Annotated in this window: 17 protein-coding genes; 4 read left to right on the forward strand and 13 right to left on the reverse strand. The window is 71.4% G+C overall.

The features are described 5' to 3' along the window. Nucleotides 1-22: 22 nt before the first annotated feature. From M3147_RS15305 to M3147_RS15325, 5 genes are all read right to left on the reverse strand, one after another. Nucleotides 23-988 carry a cyclase family protein gene (locus M3147_RS15305; protein WP_251204282.1) on the reverse strand — a complete coding sequence of 322 codons (966 nt, stop codon included), beginning with the start codon at nt 986-988 and terminating at the stop codon, nt 23-25. Further along, nucleotides 985-2,358, reverse strand: a complete 1,374-nt coding sequence (locus M3147_RS15310; RefSeq protein WP_251204283.1) for an APC family permease — start codon at nt 2,356-2,358, stop codon at nt 985-987. Before M3147_RS15310 ends, M3147_RS15305 begins: the two co-directional genes overlap by 4 nt. Nucleotides 2,359-2,460: 102 nt before the next feature. Further along, on the reverse strand, nt 2,461-3,624 hold the full coding sequence (locus M3147_RS15315; protein WP_251204284.1) for a cystathionine gamma-synthase: 1,164 nt from the start codon (nt 3,622-3,624) through the stop codon (nt 2,461-2,463). 68 nt (nt 3,625-3,692) lie between these two features. Next, on the reverse strand, nt 3,693-5,060 hold the full coding sequence (locus M3147_RS15320; RefSeq protein WP_251204285.1) for a cystathionine beta-synthase: 1,368 nt from the start codon (nt 5,058-5,060) through the stop codon (nt 3,693-3,695). A 119-nt stretch (nt 5,061-5,179) separates the two neighbouring features. Continuing rightward, a complete protein-coding gene (locus M3147_RS15325) occupies nt 5,180-6,649 on the reverse strand; it encodes a sugar porter family MFS transporter (protein WP_251204286.1) in 1,470 nt (489 codons plus the stop codon). 196 nt (nt 6,650-6,845) lie between these two features. Here M3147_RS15325 and M3147_RS15330 point away from each other — a divergent pair, with 196 nt between their 5' ends. Then, nucleotides 6,846-7,511, forward strand: a complete 666-nt coding sequence (locus M3147_RS15330) for a DUF3105 domain-containing protein (RefSeq protein ID WP_251204287.1) — start codon at nt 6,846-6,848, stop codon at nt 7,509-7,511. A gap of 4 nt (nt 7,512-7,515) precedes the next feature. Next, nucleotides 7,516-8,130: a DUF305 domain-containing protein gene (locus M3147_RS15335; RefSeq protein ID WP_251204288.1), complete on the forward strand. Its 615-nt coding sequence runs from the start codon at nt 7,516-7,518 to the stop codon at nt 8,128-8,130. A 23-nt stretch (nt 8,131-8,153) separates the two neighbouring features. Here M3147_RS15335 and M3147_RS15340 read toward each other — a convergent pair whose 3' ends face one another. From M3147_RS15340 to M3147_RS15355, 4 genes are all read right to left on the reverse strand, one after another. Further along, nucleotides 8,154-10,064: an ABC transporter ATP-binding protein gene (locus M3147_RS15340; protein ID WP_439954205.1), complete on the reverse strand. Its 1,911-nt coding sequence runs from the start codon at nt 10,062-10,064 to the stop codon at nt 8,154-8,156. Nucleotides 10,065-10,115: 51 nt separating this feature from the next. After that, a complete protein-coding gene (locus tag M3147_RS15345) occupies nt 10,116-11,117 on the reverse strand; it encodes a carbohydrate ABC transporter permease (protein ID WP_251204289.1) in 1,002 nt (333 codons plus the stop codon). Next, a complete protein-coding gene (locus M3147_RS15350; RefSeq protein WP_189085708.1) occupies nt 11,114-12,082 on the reverse strand; it encodes a carbohydrate ABC transporter permease in 969 nt (322 codons plus the stop codon). The genes M3147_RS15345 and M3147_RS15350 overlap by 4 nt, the downstream gene beginning before the upstream one ends. A gap of 131 nt (nt 12,083-12,213) precedes the next feature. Beyond that, nucleotides 12,214-13,572, reverse strand: a complete 1,359-nt coding sequence (locus M3147_RS15355) for an ABC transporter substrate-binding protein (RefSeq protein ID WP_251204290.1) — start codon at nt 13,570-13,572, stop codon at nt 12,214-12,216. Nucleotides 13,573-13,830: 258 nt separating this feature from the next. Between M3147_RS15355 and M3147_RS15360 the strand changes: the two genes are divergently transcribed. Beyond that, nucleotides 13,831-14,865 (forward strand): LacI family DNA-binding transcriptional regulator, encoded by a 1,035-nt coding sequence (locus M3147_RS15360; protein ID WP_251204291.1) that lies wholly within the window; start codon nt 13,831-13,833, stop codon nt 14,863-14,865. Here M3147_RS15360 and M3147_RS15365 read toward each other — a convergent pair. Further along, entirely contained in the window at nt 14,862-16,109 is a 1,248-nt protein-coding gene (locus M3147_RS15365) for an MFS transporter (RefSeq protein ID WP_251204292.1), read from the reverse strand. The genes M3147_RS15360 and M3147_RS15365 overlap by 4 nt on opposite strands. Next, complete coding sequence (locus M3147_RS15370; protein ID WP_251204293.1) at nt 16,106-16,570, reverse strand: MarR family winged helix-turn-helix transcriptional regulator; 465 nt, start codon at nt 16,568-16,570, stop codon at nt 16,106-16,108. Before M3147_RS15370 ends, M3147_RS15365 begins: the two co-directional genes overlap by 4 nt. Before the next feature lie 116 nt (nt 16,571-16,686). Between M3147_RS15370 and M3147_RS15375 the strand changes: the two genes are divergently transcribed. After that, the gene (locus tag M3147_RS15375; RefSeq protein WP_251204294.1) at nt 16,687-17,466 is read left to right on the forward strand and encodes a GntR family transcriptional regulator; all 780 of its coding nucleotides are present in this window, start codon (nt 16,687-16,689) and stop codon (nt 17,464-17,466) included. Nucleotides 17,467-17,499: 33 nt separating this feature from the next. On the opposite strand, the gene add is transcribed toward M3147_RS15375, so the two are convergent. Together add and M3147_RS15385 are read right to left on the reverse strand one after the other, a co-directional pair. Beyond that, nucleotides 17,500-18,471, reverse strand: a complete 972-nt coding sequence (gene add / locus M3147_RS15380; RefSeq protein WP_251204295.1) for an adenosine deaminase — start codon at nt 18,469-18,471, stop codon at nt 17,500-17,502. Nucleotides 18,472-18,482: 11 nt separating this feature from the next. After that, nucleotides 18,483-19,271: a nucleoside phosphorylase gene (locus tag M3147_RS15385; RefSeq protein ID WP_251204296.1), complete on the reverse strand. Its 789-nt coding sequence runs from the start codon at nt 19,269-19,271 to the stop codon at nt 18,483-18,485.

Below are 19,271 nucleotides of genomic sequence, written 5' to 3' on the forward strand. Positions count from 1 at the left end.
AGGACTTCAAGGCCCCTTGAGGTCAACCGGCCGCGCCGGGACCCGGGACCGGGAGCTCGGCGAAGGCCCGCACCGGGAAGGTGCCGAAGCCCTCGATCCGCGGCGGCACCGCGGTGAAGCGCGCGCCCCGGGCGGGCAGCCGGTCGAGACCGGCGAGGTGTTCGACGACGTGGATGCCGGCGGCGAGCAGCAGCGAGTGCGCGGGCCGCTCCCCCCGCCCCTCGGTGTCGTCGATGTTCAGCGAGTCGATGCCGACGAGCGCGACCCCCGACTCCGCGAGGAACCGTGCGCCCGCTTCGCTCAGGAACGGCGCACCGACGGCGTACTCCGGGGTGCCGAAGTGCCGGCTCCAGCCCGTGTGCAGCAGCACCGCGGCACCCGCGAGCTCCGCGGCCGTGCGCTCGAAGCAGACCTCCGCGGGGATGCCGCGCTCCGCGGCATCCGCGAGGTGCAGCACCTGAGCCGGGAGCCCGACGAGTGTCGCGAGCTCGAGCGAGGCGAGGTCGCCGCCGTCCGCGTAGCGGTGGAACGGGCTGTCGAGGTAGGTGCCCGTGTTGCCCGCCATCGTGATCACGTCGATCGCGAACTCCGTGCCCGGCGCGTACACCGCCCGCGAGGCGGCGCGCGTGAGGTGCGGCGCGATGCTCGGGGCCGGGATGCCGGGGTAGGTGACGAGGCCGGCGCGGATCGGGTGGCTGAGATCGACGAGGCGCGACCCCCGGTCGGCGGATGCCTCGGTCGGCGGAGTGCCGTTCGAGGCATCCGTCGCGATGCCCCGCGAGCCCTTGTGCGCCTCGGCGACGATCTCGAACGCGGGGAACTCGACCGAGCCGACGAGCGCGAGCCCGAGATGCCGCACGAGGAGTTCGGCGACCGCGGCCTCGCCGACGTCGAGGCCCGGCACGTCGAGCCGGAAGCCGCGGGCGCTCAGCCCGCCGCCGTTCACGAAGGCGATCTCGGCGTCGAAGACGGCTCGGTACTCGGTCATACGCGCTCCTCCACTGGGTGCACTGGTTCGGATCCCGTGTCGCCGGGCCGCGGGTCGGGATCGTTCTGGCGCGGGTGCCGTCGCGAGCGCACGCGCCGCACGACGGTCACCGTCAGCGCGGCCGCGGCGAGCAGTGCCGGCACGACGAGATTCGTCCCGGCGAGCACGAGCAGGCCGGCGGTGAGCACGGTCGCGACGACCGCGAGCCACCAGCCCACGCTCCAGCGGCGCAGGAGCAGCGTCGCCGCGAGCATGCCGACGAAGTAGATCGCGACCATGTTGCTCGTGTGGATCAGGATGAACCCGCCGAGCGCGCCGCCGTTCGCGACGACGAGCACGAAGTACGCGAGCGAGACGACCCCGGTGAGGGCGAGCGCGCGCCTGGGCACCTGTCCCCCCGCGGCACCCTTCGCGAAGAAGCGGGGCAGATCGCCGTCGCGGCCGAGCGCGGCGCCGAGATTGCCGAAGGCCGGCAAGTAGGCGTTCATGACTCCGACGGTGACGATCACGGCGATCGCCGCGACGATGGCCGGCCCGATGCCCGGCAGCACGACGTCGACGAGGTCGATGAGCGGCACCACGCCCTGCCCGGCGCGCTCGCCCAGCACGCCGACGGTGACGAACTGCAGCGCGAGGTAGCCGACGCCGACCACCACGATGGCGATGGCGGTCGCGATCGGGATGACCCGACGGGGGTCGCGGAACTCGCCGGCGATGTGCGTGCCGACCTCCCAGCCGGCGAACGCCCACACGAACAGGCTGATCGCCGTGCCGACGCCGGCCCAGCCGTTCGGCAGGAACGGGGTGAACGAGGCCGCCTCCACGTGCGGGAACGTCAGCGCGACGACCGCGACGACGACCGCGAGCAGCAGCGCCGTGAGCACGAGCTGCACCCAGCCGGCGACGCGCACGCCGAACCAGCTGACGACGTACGGCGGCACGAAGATCGCGGCGGCGATGAGCGGCACGGCCGAGCGGTCGACGCCGAGGGCGGCGACCACGTACTCGCCGCAGAGGAGCGTGACGACGGGGGCGCCGACGCAGACGCCGAAGTAGAACCAGTACCCGGTCATCCTGGCGACGGTGTCGCCGAGCGCGCGACGGGCGTAGCTCGCGACGCCGCCGGGATCGGGGAAGCGGGCGGCGAGCGCCGCGAACGTCCCGGCGAGCGGGATCGACAGCACGAGCACGGCGGCGACGGCGAGCACCGAGGCCGGTCCGGCCGCGGCGGCGGCGAGGCCGGGGAGGGCGAGGATGCCGGTGCCGAGCACGCTCGCGATGTAGAGCGCCGTGCCCTGCCCGAGGCCGAGGGTGCCGTGGCCGGGGGCCGGGGTCTCCGGTGCGGTCGCGGGGTGCTGCGTCGAGGTCACCCGCACAGTCTCGCGCACGAGGCATCCGCCCGCACTGGCAGGAATGACACCATCAGTACATATCCTGCCAAGCTCCGGCCGCTCAAGCGGATCGGCGGATGCCTACAGCCGCGCGAGCGTCTGGTCGATGTCGGCGAGCAGGTCGTCGACGTCCTCGATGCCGACCGACAGCCGCACGATCGAGGCCGGCACCTCCGCCTCCGTGCCGCGCACCGAGGCGTGCGTCATCTCCGAGGGGTAGTTCACGAGCGACTCGACGCCGCCGAGCGACTCGGCGAGCTGGAAGAGCTCCGTCGACTCCGCGAAGCGGCGCGCCGCTTCGCCGCCACCGGCGAGCTCGATCGAGAGCATGCCGCCGAAGCCCGACATCTGGCGACCGGCGAGCTCGTGACCGGGGTGCGACTCGAGGCCCGGGTAGTACACACGGGCGATCCCCGCGTGCTCCTCGAGCCTGCGGGCGATCGCGAGCGCGTTCTGGCTGTGCCGCTGCATGCGGATGCCGAGCGTTTTGATGCCCCGCGAGGTGAGGAACGCGTCGAACGGGCCCGACACGGCCCCCGCGGCGAACTGGGTGAACTGCACCCGCTCGTGCAGCTCGTCACGGCCGGGCGCGAAGACGACGGCGCCGCCGATCACGTCGGAGTGCCCGCCGAGGTACTTCGTGGTCGAGTGCACGACGACGTCGGCGCCGAGCGCGATCGGCTGCTGCAGCGCGGGGCTCGCGAAGGTGTTGTCGACGACGACGAGGAGGCCCGCCTCGTGGCCGAGCCCCGCGAGCGCGGCCACGTCGGAGATCTTCATGAGCGGGTTCGACGGTGTCTCGATCCAGAGCACCTTCGTCGCGCCCGGCTCGATCGCGGCGCGCACGAGGTCGAGGTCGCTCGTGTCGACGGTCGAGTGGCGCACGCCCCAGGCGCCGTGCACCCGGCGGATCAGCCGGTGCGTGCCGCCGTAGACGTCGTTGCCGATGACGACGTGGTCGCCGGGGGCGAGCACGGTGCGCAGCAGGGCGTCCTCGGCGGCGAGGCCCGACGCGAAGGACAGTGCGTGCGCGCCGCCCTCGAGCGCAGCGAGCTGGGTCTCGAGCGCGGTGCGGGTCGGGTTGCCGCCGCGCGAGTACTCGTAGCCCCCGCGGAGGCCCCCGATGCCGTCCTGCACGTACGTCGAGGTGGCGTAGATCGGCGGGATGACCGCCCCGGTCGTGGGGTCGAAGGCCTGGCCGGCGTGGATGGCGCGGGTGTCGAAACGGGCGTCGTCGGAGTTCATGAGGAGTCGCTTTCGAGTCGTACGGAGAGACGGAGGGAGGAGTGACTGCGGCCGGTGCGGGACCGGGCTCAGTGGGAGAGGTAGCCGAGCAGATCGCTGCGGGTGACGACGCCGAGCGCCTTGCCGCCGTCGGTGACGAGCATGGCCGGGACGTCGGTGAACGCCTGGCGCGCGGCGGCGACCGGCTCGTTCACGCCGATGAGCGGCAGCGGGGCGCCGAGCACCTGGGCGACCTCGTCGGTGAGCTTCGCCTCGCCGGAGAAGACCCGTTCGAGCAGTTCCTCCTCGTGCAGCGCGCCGAGCACCTCGCCGAGCACGACGGGCGGCTCGTGCCCGACGACGACGAGCTGCGAGACGCCGGTCGCGGTCATGCGGTCGATCGCGTCGCGCACCGTGTCCTGCGGGAAGACGTGCACGAGCGGCTCGGTGCGGTCGGCCTTCGCGGCGAGCAGGTCGGCGACGGTGTGCCCGCTCGGGGCGTTGCCGAAGCCGTAGGCGCGCAGCCACTTGTCGTTGAAGATCTTGCCGAGGTAGCCGCGGCCGCCGTCCGGCAGCAGCACGACGAACACGTCGTCGGGGCCGGCCTTCGCCGCCGCCTCGAGCGCGGCCACGACGGCCATGCCGCTCGAACCGCCGACGAGGATGCCCTCTTCACGGGCCAGCCGACGGGTCATGGCGAACGACGCGGCATCCGAGACCTCGATGATCTCGTGCGGCACCGCCGGGTCGTAGGCCGTCGGCCAGAAGTCCTCGCCGACCCCCTCGACGAAGTAGGGTCGCCCGGTGCCGCCCGAGTACACCGAGCCCTCCGGGTCGGCGCCGATGATGCGCACCCGGTCATCCGAGACCTCGCGGAGGTAGCGGCCGGTGCCGGTGATCGTGCCGCCCGTGCCGACGCCCGCGACGAAGTGGGTGACCCGGCCCTCGGTGTCGCGCCAGATCTCGGGCCCGGTGGTCTCGTAGTGCGAGCGCGGCCCGTTCGGGTTGGAGTACTGGTCGGGCTTGAACGCCCCTGGGATCTCGCGGACGAGCCGGTCCGAGACGCCGTAGTACGACTCCGGACTGTCGGGCGCGACCGCCGTCGGGGTGACGACGACCTCGGCCCCGTAGGCGGTGAGCACGTTGCGCTTGTCCTCGCCGACCTTGTCGGGGCAGACGAAGATGCAGCGGTAGCCGCGCTGCTGGGCGACGAGCGCGAGGCCGACGCCGGTGTTGCCGCTCGTCGGCTCGACGATCGTGCCGCCCGGCTTCAGCTTGCCCTCGCGCTCGGCGGCGTCGATGATGCGGCCGGCGATGCGGTCCTTCGAGGAGCCGCCGGGGTTCAGGTACTCGAGCTTCACGAGCACCGTCGCCCGTGTCACGCCCTCGGTGACGCGCGACAGCTTGACGAGCGGGGTGTCGCCGACGAGATCGACGATCGATTCTGCGTACTTCATTGCCGTGTTCATTCCTCGTGTGGGGTGCGTCGCATCGAACGGATGCCGCGCGCGACGCGATGAATAGGGGTCGCGGAGATCAGCGACAACAACACAGCGAAGAGTTCACGGACGACAGCCTAGCCGCTCGCCTCGGCCCGGCGCTTGGCCGATCCCTTCGGGGGGAACAGCGTCTCGGATTCCTCGAGCGACATGCCGTTCGTCTCGGGGACCTTGAGGAACACGAAGACGAAGGAGAGCGCCGCGAACAGCGCGTACATCCCGTAGGTGAACAGGAGCGAGAAGTCGCTGAGCGCGGGGAAGCTGACGGTGATGAGGAAGTTCGCGATCCACTGCGCGGCCGCGGCGAGTCCGAGAGCGCGGGCGCGGATGCGGTTCGGGAAGATCTCGCCGAGCAGCACCCAGACGAGCGGGCCCCACGAGAAGCCGAAGAACACGACGAACAGGTTCGCGGCGACGAGCGCGACCGGCCCCCAGACCCCGGGCAGCGAGACCTCGCCGTCGACGGTGACCGAGTTGGCGAAGGCGAGCGCCATCGCCGCGAGCGACACCGTCATGCCCGCCGAGCCGACGAGGAGGAGCGGCCGACGGCCGGCCCGGTCGACGAGGGCGATCGCGACGAAGGTGACGACGATGTTCGTCACCGAGGTGATCACCGAGATGAGCAGCGAGTTCGACTCGTCGAAGCCGACGGCCTTCCAGAGGGTCGTCGAGTAGTAGAAGATCACGTTGATGCCGACGAACTGTTGGAAGACGCTCAGCAGGATGCCGATCCAGACGATGCCCTGGAGCCCCAGCACGGGCCCGCGGAGCGCGCCCTTCCGCTTCGCGTACGCGTCCTGCTGCATCGAGTCGTGGATGTCGCGGATCGCCCGGTCCACCTCGTGCGGCTGGATGCGCGCGAGCACCTCCTTGGCCTTCTCCTCCTTGCCGACCTTCACGAGGAAGCGCGGCGACTCGGGGAGAGTGAGCGCCAGCAGGCCGTAGACGAGCGACGGCACGATGCAGGCGAGGAACATCCAGCGCCAGGCCTCGAGGCCGAACCAGAACGACTCGGAGGCCCCGCCCGCCGCCGTCGCGAAGAGCGCGTCGGACAGGAGCGCGGCGAAGATGCCGAACACGATCGCGAGCTGCTGCAGCGAGGCGAGCCGCCCACGCGCCTTGCGCGGCGAGATCTCGGCGATGTACGCGGGAGCGACGACCGAGGCGATGCCGATGCCGACGCCGCCGATCAGCCGCCAGACGATGAGGTCGACGACCCCGAAGGCGAAGCCGGAGCCGAGGGACGAGACGAGGAAGAGGATCGCGCCGAGCACCATCACGGGGATCCGGCCGAAGCGGTCGGCCAGCCGGCCGGCCAGCTCGGAGCCGACGGCGCAGCCGAGCAGGGCGCTCGCCACCGCGAAGCCGGTCACGCCGGAACTCAGGTCGAACTCGTGCTGGATGGCGTCGACGGCGCCGTTCACCACGGAGGAGTCGAAGCCGAAAAGGAAGCCGCCGACCGCGCCCGCGGCCGCGAGGCCGACGACCTTCGCGTTGAGCCCGTCTCCCCCGGCGCCGGCCTGCGGCTCGGCTGCTGCGCTCGTCATGTGCCGTCTCCTTGCTCGCCGGCCCACCCCGGCGTCGGGCACAGACTATGCCTTCGGTGCGCCGGAGCACGAGGGGGTGGCGGCACAGGTGGTATCCCGTCGAGCCTGCCAAAGCCCTGGGAGTACCCGCCCCGGTACCGGCTCCGGGATCCATGCATCCGTATCATCGGAGCGACGCGTCGAGAGAGGTCACCCAGTGAGCGCCAGCCCCAAGCAGCCGTCGATCAAGCAGCAGCGTGCTGCCGCCCGCGAGGCGAAACTCGCGGCGTTCCGCGCCAAGGAAGCGCGCCGCAAGCGAGTGCGCACGATCGGGATCGCCTCGGCCATCGTCGCCGTGGTCGCGGTCATCGGCCTGCTCGTCACGGCGATCGTGCTGACGCCGAAGCCGGCGAGCTACAGCAAGGGCGGCACGGGCACCGAGATCGACGGCGTCGAGACCTTCGAGAACAGCGCCGGTCACGTCGCCGGCACCGTCAACTACCCGCAGAGCCCGCCAGCCGGCGGCGAGCACAACCAGCTCTGGCTGAACTGCGGCGTCTACGAGCAGCCCGTGCCGAACGAGAACGTCGTGCACTCGCTCGAGCACGGCGCCATCTGGGTCACCTACGACCCCGAGCAGCTCGCGGGCGACGAGCTCGCCACGCTGAAGTCGAAGCTGCCCTCCACCTACGTGGTCCTCTCGCCGTTCGACGGGATGGACGCCCCGATCGCCCTCAGCGGCTGGAACACGCAGCTGAAGCTCGACGATGCGGCCGACCCGCGCATCCCCGAGTTCTTCGAGGAGTACTGGCAGAGCCAGAACGTGCCCGAGCCCGGCGCGCTCTGCACGGGCGCGTACGACGCGCCCGGCAAGGTCTCCTGACCCCGTGAGCCGCACCCGGGTCGTCGCGGCCGCCGTCGCGGGCGTCGTCGCGCTCGTGCTCGTCGCGGTCGCCGCGTTCGCGTTCGGCCGGCTCTCGACCGTGCCCGAGGCGACACCCGCCGAGGGCAGCGCCGAGGCGGGCTTCGCCCGCGACATGCAGGTGCATCACAAGCAGGGCGTCGAGCTCGCGCTGCTCGTGAGCCGGCTCACCGACGACGCCGAGGTGCGCCTGCTCGCCGACGACATCGCCGCGACGCAGGCGCAGCAGTCGGGTCAGCTCGCCGGCTGGCTGAACATCTGGGACCTGCCGCAGTACAGCGCCGAGCCGCAGATGACGTGGATGGCCGACGGCGGGGCGCACTCGCACACGGCGGGCGAGCCGATGCCCGGCCTCGCCACGCCCGAGCAGATCGACGTGCTCCGCGCCGCGACCGGCGTCGAAGCGGAGCGGGAGTTCCTCGAGCTCATGATCGCGCACCACCTCGGCGCGGTGGAGATGGCGGAGGCGCTCGAGACGCGGTCGAGCCATCCGGTCGCCCTCGCCTTCGCGCGGGCCGTGATCGCCTCGCAGCAGTCCGAGATCGAGCTCATGCAGGGCATGCTCGACGCACGCGGCTGAACCGCCGACCGGCCGGCGGCCCGTCAGTCGAGCGCCGGCAGGGCGGTGTCGGCCTGCTCGCGGTACAACGAGGCGTACACCCCGCCGAGGCCGAGCAGCTCGGCGTGCGTGCCGCGCTCGACGATGCGCCCGGCGACGACGACGAAGATGACGTCGGCCGAGACCACGGTCGTCAGCCGGTGCGCGATCGCGATCGTCGTGCGCCCCTTCGCGGCGTCGTCGAGCGCCGCCTGCACGACGCGCTCGGAGATCGTGTCGAGCGCGCTCGTCGCCTCGTCGAGCACCAGCACGGGCGGATCCTTCAGGAGCACCCGGGCGATCGCGATGCGCTGCTTCTCACCGCCCGAGAGCCGGTAGCCGCGCTCGCCGACGACCGTGTCGTAGCCCTCGGGGAAGCTCGCGACGGTCTCGTGGATGTTCGCCGCGCGCGCCGCGGCCTCAAGCTCGGCGTCGGTGGCGTCGGGCTTCGCGTAGCGGAGGTTCTCGGCGATGGAGGCGTGGAACAGGTAGGTCTCCTGGCTGACGATGCCGATGCGCCCGACGAGCGACTCCTGCTCGAGTTCGCGAACGTCGACCCCGGCGAAGCGCACGGCGCCGCTCGTCGCCTCGTAGAGCCGCGGCACGAGGTAGGAGACCGTCGTCTTCCCGGCGCCCGAGGGGCCGACGAAGGCGGCGAACTGGCCGGGCTCGATCGTGAACGACACCTCGTCGAGGGTCGGCCGGCTGTCGCCCTCGGCGTCGGGGTAGCGGAACGACACCCGGTCGAACTCGACCCGCCCGAGCGCCGGCCCGTCGGGGACCTCCCGCGCGTCGGGCGCGTCGGTGATCGCCGGTCTCAGATCGAGGTACTCGAAGATGCGCGCGAAGAGGGCGCTCGAGGTCTGCAGGTCGAGCGCGACGCGCATGAGCCCCATCAGCGGGAACAGCAGCCGCGCCTGCACGGTCGTGAACGCGACGATCGTGCCGGCCGTCACGTCGACCGCGCCGCCGGTGATGAGCCAGCCCGAGACGAGGTAGACGACCGCCGGGATCGACGACATGAAGATGTTCACCATCGCGAAGAACCATTGCCCGGTCATCTGCTGGCGCACCTGCAGGCTGATCTGGTTGCGGTTCTCGTCGGCGTAGCGGTCGATCTCGCTCTGCTGGCGGGTGAAGCTCTTCGACAGCAGGATGCCGGAGACCGACAGCGTCTCCTGGGTGATCGCCGTCATCTCGGACAGCGACTCCTGCGTCTTGCCCGCGATGCGCGCCCGCACCTGGCCGACCCGGCGCTGCGCGATCACCATGAACGGCATGAGCACGAGCGCGACGAACGTGAGCTGCCAGTTCAGGATGAGCATCGCGACGAACGCCGAGATGACGGTCACCGTGTTGCCGAGCACGCTCGAGACCGTGTTCGTGAGCACCCCGGCGACGCCGCCGACGTCGTTCTGCAGCCGGGACTGGATGACGCCCGTCTTCGTGCGGGTGAAGAAGCTCAACTCCATCGACTGCAGATGGGAGAACAGGCGCACCCGCAGCGCGCCCATGACCTTGTTGCCGATCGTGGAGGTGAGCCACGTCTGCCACACCGCGAGCAGGGCCGAGACGATGAAGACCGCGATCATGCCGACGACGAGCCAGGTGAGGACCGGCACGTCGGGCGGCAGCGCGTCGCCCGCCGCGTTCTTGGGGAACAGGCCGTCGTCGAAGGCGCGCTGGGTGAGCAGTGGCGGGATGACGCTGAGCGCCGCCCCGATGAGCACCAGCACGACGGTGGTGACGAGCGCGGCCCGGTGCGGCGCGAACAGCTCGGCGATGCGGCCGAGCAGGTTCGGGATCTTCGGTGCCTCGGCGTTCTCGGCGCGCTGGGCGGCCTCGTCGGCCGAGGCGATGCGCGTGCGGGGCTTGCCCATGCGCCCGCTCTGCCCGCCCGGCGCGGTTCGGTTCATGCTCACCGCTTCACCCTACGCTGCACCGGGGACGCCCCGGCCGGGCCGGGCTCAGCCCTTGGTCGACCCCGCCAGGAGGCCGCGCACGAAGTACCGTTGCAGCCCGAAGAAGACCGCGAGCGGAATGATGATCGAGATGAAGGCGCCGGCCGTCAGGCGTTCCCACTCCTGCCCGCGCGAACCCACCATCTCCGCCAATCGCTGGGTGAGTGGCGCGACGTCCTGCGTGCCGCCCGAGAAGATGAGGGCGACCAGCAGGTCGTTCCAGACCCAGATGAACTGGAAGATCGCGAACGAGGCGATCGCCGGCGTCGCAAGCGGCAGCACGATGCGGAAGAAGATCTGCCCGTGGGTGGCGCCGTCGACGCGCGCGGCCTCGATGACCTCGCTCGGGATCTCCGCGATGAAGTTGTGCAGCAGGAAGATCGCGAGCGGCAGCGCGAACATCGCGTGCGCGAGCCAGACCGGGGCGTAGTTCTGCTCCGGGATGATCGGCACGACGTCGTGCAGCCACGCCTGCATCGGCCGCAGCCAGGTCGAGAAGATCTGCAGCAACGGCACGAGGGCCATCTGCAGCGGCACGATCTGCAGCGCGAACACGAGGATGAACAGCACCCCGGCGCCCTTGAACTTGATCCAGGCGAAGGCGTACGCCGCCATCGTCGCGAGCACGAGCGGGATGAGCGTGCCGACGAGCGAGATCGCGATCGAGTTCACGATGTAGGCGCCGAGCTGCGGCGACGACTGCGACGTCGAGAGCAGCACGTCCCGGTAGTTGTCGAGCGTGAAGCCCCAGTTCTCGAAGATCGTCCACCAGCCCGTGGTGCGCACGAGCTCGGCGGGGCGGAACGAGGAGATCAGCAGGCCGAAGGTCGGGATGGTCCAGAGCACGGCGATGATGAGCGCCGCGATCGTCGCGGTGCGCGAGGTGAGCCGCTTCTTGACGCGGGCGGACTTGGTGCCGACGACCTCGGTCAGGGCGGTCGTCTCGGCGGCCCCCTCGATCGAGCCGCGGTCCTTGCCCGTGGGCAGGTCGGCGGGCGCGATGCTCATCGGATCTCCCTCTGCTTGCGGAGCACGTTGATGTTGTAGACGACGATCGGCAGCACCAGCAGGAACAGGATGAGCGCGAGCGCCGAGCCGCGTCCCACCTCGCTCGCCCGGAACGCCTGGGTGTACATCTCGTTCGCGATGACGGAGGTGTTGAAGTTGCCGGCCGTCATCGTGCGGACGATGTCGAAGACCTTCAGCGTCGCGATCGAGATCGTCGTGAGCACCACGACGAGCGCGCCACGGATGCCGGGAACGGTCACGTTGACGAAGCGCTGCCAGCCGTTCGTGCCGTCGAGCTGGGCGGCCTCGATCTGCTCGGTCGGCACGCCCTTGATGGCCGCGCTCAGCAGCACCATCGCGAAGCCGGTCTGGATCCAGATCATCACGATGATGAGGAGGAAGGTGTTCAACGGATCGGTCTGCATGAACTGCACCGGCTCGCCGCCGAAGGCGGTCACGATCGCGTTCAGCAGGCCGATCTGCTCGCGGTCGCCCGAGCGGTACTCGTAGACGAAGCGCCAGATGATGCCCGCGCCGACGAAGGAGATCGCGATGGGCATGAACAGGATGACCTTGTAGTACTTCTCACCCCGGGAGCGGTCGATGAAGACGGCATAGGCGAGGCCGATGGCCGTGGACACCGTCGGCACGAGCAGCACCCAGATCACGGTGTTGATGAGGGTGCGGATGGCCGTCGGCTGCGTGAAGGTCCACACGAAGTTGTCGAGGGTCCACTCGCCGCCGGACGTCTGGAAGGCGAGGAGCGAGGTGCGGATGGCCGGGTACACGAGGCCGATCGCGAGGAAGATGAGGGCGGGCGCCAGGAACCCGACGAGCTGCCAGTAGTCGCGGCCCTTCTTCGGCGCCTTGTCGATGAAGAAGATGAGCAGGCCGACGACGGCGGCCAGTACGGCGAGCCCCATCACCACCTGCAGGAGCTTGCCGAGCAGATCGGCGGTCGTCATCGTGCCTCCCGGGTTTTCGTCTTCGAAGCCAGCCGGAGCTGGAGGGGGGTGCGAGGGGCGGAGCCGTCCGGCTCCGCCCCTCGATCATGCCGCGCGGGGTGCTGGGTCTGCGACCGGCGCGCGGCGTTCACTCAGCTGGCGGGCCAGCTGGACTCGATGGTGTTCAGGGTGTCCGCGGTGCTCTGCCCCGTGGTCCAGGCGACCATGCCCTTCCAGAAGGAGTCGGCGCCGACGGCACCGGGCATGAGGTCCGAACCGTCGAAGCGGAACGTCGTCTCGGGGTCCTGCAGGATCTCGATCGACTGCTCGAGCAGCTCGCTCGACGCGTTCTTCGGGTCGAGGCCCTTGTTCGCGCTGATGACGCCACCGAGCTTCACGCGGTTGTTCGCCCAGGTGTCGCTGGAGAGGTAGGCCCGCACGGCCTCGACCTCTTCGGCGTCACGGAAGGCGACCGGGAACTCGCCGCCGCCGGTGACCGACAGCGGGTCGTCGGCGTTGGCCGGCGGCATCAGGAAGGCGAAGACGGAACCGTCGCTCGCGACCGTGTTGGCGTCGCCGCCGTCCGGGTTCCAGAAGGTCTCGTAGAACGAGGCCTGGTGGTGCAGCGAGCACTGGCCGTCGAGGATCGGGAGACCGGCGGTCTGGAAGGCCTCGGTGACGATCGTCGAGACGTCGCCGATGCCGCCGTTCACCATGTCCGGGTTCTTCAGGATCTCGCCCGCGGCGTCGAAGGCCTCGGCGACCTTCGGGTCGTTGAACGGGATGCCGTGGGTGACCCACTGGTCGTACACGTCGGCGCCGTGCAGGCGCAGCATGTAGTCCTCGATCCAGTCGGTGCCCGGCCAGCCGGTGGCATCGCCCGACTCGAAGCCGACGCACCAGGGCTTGTGGTCGCCCTCGGCCGCGATCTTCTCGGACAGCGCGTTCAGCTCGTCGAGGGTCTTCGGGATCTCGTACCCCTTCTCCTCGAACTCGGACGGCGAGTACCAGATGTAGCCCTTGATGCTCGCCATGAGCGGCGCGGCGTAGAAGGTGTCGTCGTAGGTGCCGTACTGCTTCCAGTCCTCGCTCCAGAACTCGTCGACGTTCGCTTCGACCTTCTCGGATGCGGGGATCAGCCAGCCGCCGTCGGCGAGGCGGCCGAGGAGGCCCGGCTGCGGCACGATGCCGATGTCGGGGGCGTTGCCACCCTCGGCCAGCACGGCGATCTGGGCCTCGAACTCGCTCGAGCCCTGGTAGGTGATCTCGATGCCGGTGCAAGTCTGGAAGTCCTTCCAGGACTCGACCAGGCGGTCGGCCTCGAGGTCGAGGATGGTGCCGCTGATGGACACCTTCTTGCCGTCGAAGGTGCCGTACTGCTCGTAGGGCGCGCAGTCGACGTCGGCGGCATCCTCGTTGGCGATGTCGCCCGTACATGCCGTGAGGGCCAAGCCGACCGCGGCGGCCGCCACGACGGGGCCCACCAATCGGCGATGACGCGTGAAACGCATAGCTCTCTCCTCGTTGAGTGTGGTGCAGGCGGACCGGAACCGGTTCCAGCGACCACCGTAGAGCACGGTCGCGCTTCGCCACAAGTGACCGCCGATCACGAATCGGCGACAAGTGACGCCCTTGCCACCATTGGGTGAGAGCGCTTCCACGAAAATCGCCCGTTCGATCGGCAATTCCAGAAGTGGAGTGGAACCGGTTCCATCCATGTGGTCCGGGCGAGTATGCTCTGCATCGAATACGCCGAGTGAGGAGCCGCGATGACCGCGATCGCCGACGTCGCCCGCCTCGCTGGCGTCTCCAAGGCCACGGCCTCCAGAGCCCTGTCCGGCCGTGGGCACGTCGCCGAGACGACACGTCGCAAGGTCGAGGCCGCCGCCGCCGAGATCGGCTACATCGTCTCCCCCGATGCCGCGAGCCTCGTCACCGGCCGCACGAAGAACATCGGCGTCGTCATCCCGTTCGTGAACCGCTGGTTCTTCGGGGAGGTGCTCGAGGGCCTCGAACGCACGCTGCTGAGCGCGGGCTACGACCTGACGCTCTACAACGTCGACGGCGCCGGTCCCGACCGCGACCGGGTCTTCGAGTTCTTCCTCGCGCGGAAGCGGGTCGACGCGGTCATCGCCGTCGGCGTCGACCTCACCGAACGCGAGCTCGCGGCGCTCGAACGCCGCGACAAACCCGTCGTCGTGCTCGGCGGCGGCGAGGCCGGCGCGCTCGGGCCCGCGCGGCTTGGCATCGACGACCGCGCGGTCGGCCAGCTCGCCACCGAGCACCTGCTGCAACTCGGCCACACCCGGCTCGTACACTTGGCCGGCGACGGCGCCGCCGCCAGACCGCTGAGCGTGCAGGGGCTGCGCCGGCACGGCTACCTCGACGCGATGTCGGCGGCCGGTCTCGCGCCGCGCGGGCGGGCCGCGATCGTCGAGACCGAGATGACGATGCCGGGCGGCTACGGGGCCGCCCTGCAACTCCTCGGTCAGCCCGGCCGCCGTCCGACCGCGGTGTTCGCCGCCTCCGACGAGGTGGCGTTCGGCGCCATCCGCGCCGCAGAGCGGCTCGGCATCTCGGTGCCGCACGATCTCTCGATCGTCGGCGTCGACGGGCACGAGTACGCCGAGATGTTCGGCCTCACGACGGTCGAGCAGTCGCCCAGCGGGCAGGGCCGGGCCGCCGTCGACCTCGTACTACGGCTGCTCGGCGAAGGCGCGGAGCCGGACCCGCTGCCCGACTCCGGCGCACCGCTGCCGACGCGCCTCGTCGTCCGCACGACGACGATGCGCGCCCCGAACTAGCTCGCGTCGCCCGCGGTGATCGCCTCGGCCTCCGTGAGCGGCGGTTCGGCCTCCACCCGGTCGACGCGCCGGAGCGCCCGGTGCCCGAACAGCACGATGAGGAGCGCGACGGCGACCGAGCCCGCAGCGGCGTAGTACGGGGCGTCGGGGGCGATCAGGTGGGCGAGCTCGGCCGCCGCGGGCGGGGCGATCGCGCCGCCGAGGAAGCGCACCGCGGAGTACGCGCTCGAGGCCACCGAGCGCTGGAGGTCGGTCGCCTCCATGACGCACTCGGTGAGCACCGTGTTCAGCACGCCGAGCACGAGGCCGCCGATCACGATGCAGACGACGAGCGCGGTCGGGTTCGCGATCACGAGGCCGGCCGCGACGAGGTCGACGGCGAGGAGCGGCAACGCGATCCACAGCACGCGGGTGCGTGGCATCCGCGCCGTCAGGAGCGGCGCGACGAAGACCGAGGTGATCGCGAGCGCGAGGCCCCAGCCGAAGAAGGTGAACCCCAGGCCGAGCGCGTCGAAGCCGAGCGGGAACGGCGAGTAGGCGAGCAGCACGAAGAAGCCGATGTTGTAGAACAGCGCGGCCGCGGCGAGCACCGCGAGCGCCGGCTGGCGGAGCGCCCGGATGGGCGCGGAGAGCTTCGTCGGCACGGGCCTCGCGGCGTCCCCGCGCTCCGGCTGCAGGAAGACGACGATCGCGATGAAGCCGATCGCCATCAGCGCGGCGGTGCCGAAGAAGGGACCGCGCCAGCTCAGGTGGCCGAGGAGGCCGCCGAGGAGGGGGCCGATCGCGATGCCGAGGCCGAGGGCGGCCTCGTAGAGGATGATCGCCGAGCCGGTGCCGCCGGAGGCCGCGCCGACGATGGTGGCGAGCGCGGTCGAGATGAAGAGGGCGTTGCCGAGGCCCCAGCCGGCGCGGAAGCCGATGACGGACTCGACGTTCTGCGAGAGGCCCGCGGCGGCGGCGAAGACCACGATCAGGGCGAGGCCGATGAGCAGCGTCTTCTTCGCGCCGATGCGGCTCGACAGCCAGCTCGTGCCGAGCATCGCGAGGCCCGTGATCAGCAGGTAGCTGGTGAAGAGCATCTCGGTCTCGGTGGGCGTCGCCTGCAGGCTCTCGGCGATCGCCGGGAGGATGGGGTCGACGAGGCCGATGCCCATGAAGGCGATGACGCAGGCGAAGGCGACCGCCCACACCGCCTTGGGCTGCTTCAGGATGGATCCGGATGTCTCGTGCGAGCCGTGGCTCATTCGTGCTCCTTGCTGCGGCCGAGACTGGCGTCGGCCCGATCGAGGCCGGCCTGGAGCACCGCGACGGTGCGCTCCAGGGCGGCGAGGTCATCGTCGGAGAGCTCGGGGAACATCGGCGCGATGGTCGCCGTGAGCTCGTCGCGCCACGCGTCGAGGGCCAGGAGCCCGGCCGGCTCGGCGGCGACGCGCAGGGCGCGGCCGTCGTCGGGGTCGGGTGTGCGGCGCACCCAGCCGCGCTCCTCGAGCGCGTTGACGAGCTTCGTCATGGTCGGCTGGGTGACCCGGCTGACCCGGGCGAGCTCGCCGAGGCGCAGCGGGCCGAGGTCGCGGAGCACGCCGACGGTGCGCCAGACGGCGGGCGACTCCTCGCTGCCGGTCGCGGTCGCCGCGACGCGGACGAGTCGGCTGTTCGCCGACACGAGCGCGCCGACGAGGGCGGGCAGGTCGAGGTCGCGTGGCATGCCGCCAGTATACATAGCTTGGCTATATATCTCTTCCCGGCCCCCGAAACACCCCTCCGACCCGCGAGAATAGGAGGGCTGCGCGCGAGCGCCGCGACGCAGACGAAAGGGCGCAGATGGGCACCAGCTATCTCGAACAGCCGTTGCTCACCTCGCCCGGCCAGCCGCTGCGGGTGGCCGTCTACTCGCGCATCGCGCACGGCATCCGCACCGGGGTGTTCGCCCTCGGCACGGCCCTCCCCCGCGAGACCGAGCTCGGCACCGCCCTCGGCGTGAGCCGCACCGTCGTCCGCGAAGCGCTCATGCTGCTCGAGGAGGACGGCCTGATCAGCACCAGGCGGGGCGTCGGCCGCTTCGTCGCCGACGCCGTGCCGCACGCCGGCCTCGAGGAGTTCCGGCCGCTCGACCTCGTGCTCGCCGAGCCCGGCGCCACGGTCGAGCTGCGCCACGTCGAGCTCACGCAGCAGACCGCGACGGACTTCGTCTCGACCTACCTCCGCGTCGCGGACGATGCGCGCTTCTGGTTCCGCGAGGCGATCGCGTTCCGCGACGGGGAGCCGATCGCGGTCGTCCAGGAGTACCTGCCCGTCGGGGACGACCGCGCCGGCTTCGGCGCCGCGGTCGAGGCCGCGCTGCCCGACATCGACGAGGCGGCCTCGACCGTGCTGATGCGCATCGTCGACCGCACCGGGCTCGCGTTCGTGACCGGCGTCTGCCGCATCGGCGTGAGCGTCGCCGGCTCGACCCGGGCGAAGCAGCTCGGGCTGAAGCCCGCAGACCCCGTGATGCTGCTCACCCAGACCGCCGACCTCGACGGGCGGCCCGCCTACCTCGCGAAGGTCATCGTCTCGCCCACCGTCGGGCACCTCGCGGTGCGGCAGTCCTCGGGCGGCTGAGCGCCCGAGCGCGCCCCGCGGCGGCGGCGGGCGTCAGCGGGCGAGCCGCGCCTCGAGGGCACGCCGCACCGCCGGCTCCAGGAAGGCGGCGTCGACGCTCGCCCGGTCGAGGGCGTCGAGCCCCGCGGCATCCCAGCCGAGCTGCTCGGCGAGCACCCGGCGTTCGGCCGCGAGGTCGGAGCCCGTCTGCATCGGGTTGTCGTCGCCGAGCACGAGCCGGACGCCCGCCCGGCGCATGGCGGCGCCCGGGTGATCGGCGACGCGGTCGATCGCCCCGGTGAAGTGGTTCGAGGTGGGGCAGATCTCGACGACCACGCCCTGATCGGCCGCCCACCCGAGCAGCGCCGGATCGTCGACGAGGTGCGCGCCGTGCCCGATCCGGCTGACGCCGAGCCGGCGGACCGCGTCGGCCACCGCCTCGGCCTCGCCCGCCTCCGCGGCGTGGCAGGTCAGCCCGAGGCCCGCGGCGGCGGCCACCCGGAACGCCGGGGCGTGCACGTCGTGACGCGGGAAGCGCGACTCGTCGCCCGCGAGGTCGAAGCCGCAGACGACCTCGCCCGCGGCCGCCGCCGCGGCCCGCGCGACGGCGAGGTTCGTCGCCTCGTCATGATGGCGGAGCGCGGCGACCACGGCGCCGGACGGCATGCCGGACGCCGCGCTGCCCGCGGCCATCCCGCGGGCCACCGCCGCGACGACCTCGGCGAGGCCGCGGCCGTCGTCGGCGTGGGTCGCCGGTCCGAAGCGCAGCTCCAGGTAGTCCTGGCCGCCCGCCGCGGCATCCTCGACCGCCTCCCTGGCGATCCGCTCGATCGCGTCGAGCCGGCGGAAGAACGGATAGCTCGCGGCGACCTTCTCCAGGTACGCCGTGAGATCCGCCGGCCCGTCGAGCCGGAGCGCCCGCGCCCAGCCGGCGGGCGGCTCCGGCACGCCGGCCCCCCGAGCGAGCTCGGCGGCCGTCTCCGGCCGCAGCCGCCCCTCGAGGTGGCTGTGCAGGTTGATCAGCATCGGTCCGCGGCTCAGAGCTCGAGTCGCACGGCGGTCTCGAGCGCCGCCTCGATGCTGCGCATCCAGCCCTCCTTCAGGGCCTCCTTGACGCCCGAGTAGAGGCTCGTGCCGTCGTAGAGGTTGCTCGAGGTGGAGCAGATCATCCCGGCCCGCACGCCGCGCAGCCGCGCGACCACGAAGATCGCCGAGGCCTCCATCTCGACGTTCGTGACGCCGAGCTCGTGGAGCGTCGAGATCCACTCCGGAGTCTCCGCGTAGAAGGCGTCGTCGCTCACGCTGATGCCGGTGTGCACCTTCGCCCGCGTGCCCTCGGTGAGCTCCCGCGCGGTGCGGGCGAGCTCTGCGGTGATCGCGAGATCGGGCACGGCCGGGTAGCCGGTCATCGCGTAGGCGGCGGTCGTGCCGTCGTTGCGGAGCGAGCCCTCGCTCACGAGCAGGTCGCCGGGCGCGATGCCCGCCTGCAGCCCCGCCGAGGAGCCGACCCGGATGAAGGAGGTCACCCCCACCCGGACGAGCTCCTCGACCGCGATCGCCGCCGAGGGGCAGCCCATGCCCGTCGAGGTCGCCGTGATCCGCCGGCCCTTGTAGTCGCCCGTCATCGTGAGGTGCTCGCGCTGGTGCGCGACCGTGCGCACATCGGTGAGGAACTCGGCGATCATCGGCACCCGGAAGGGGTCGCCGGGCAGCAGCGCCACCGTCGAGACCTCGCCGGGCGCGACCCCGATGTGGTACTGGCGTTCGCCGATCCCGGCGCTGGCCTTGTCGACGGCGGTGGCGGAGGCGGAGGTGGTCGTGGTCAT

Origin of the sequence: Agromyces mediolanus (assembly GCF_023715325.1) — a bacterium.
In the GTDB taxonomy this organism is placed as follows: Bacteria; Actinomycetota; Actinomycetes; order Actinomycetales; family Microbacteriaceae; genus Agromyces; species Agromyces mediolanus_A.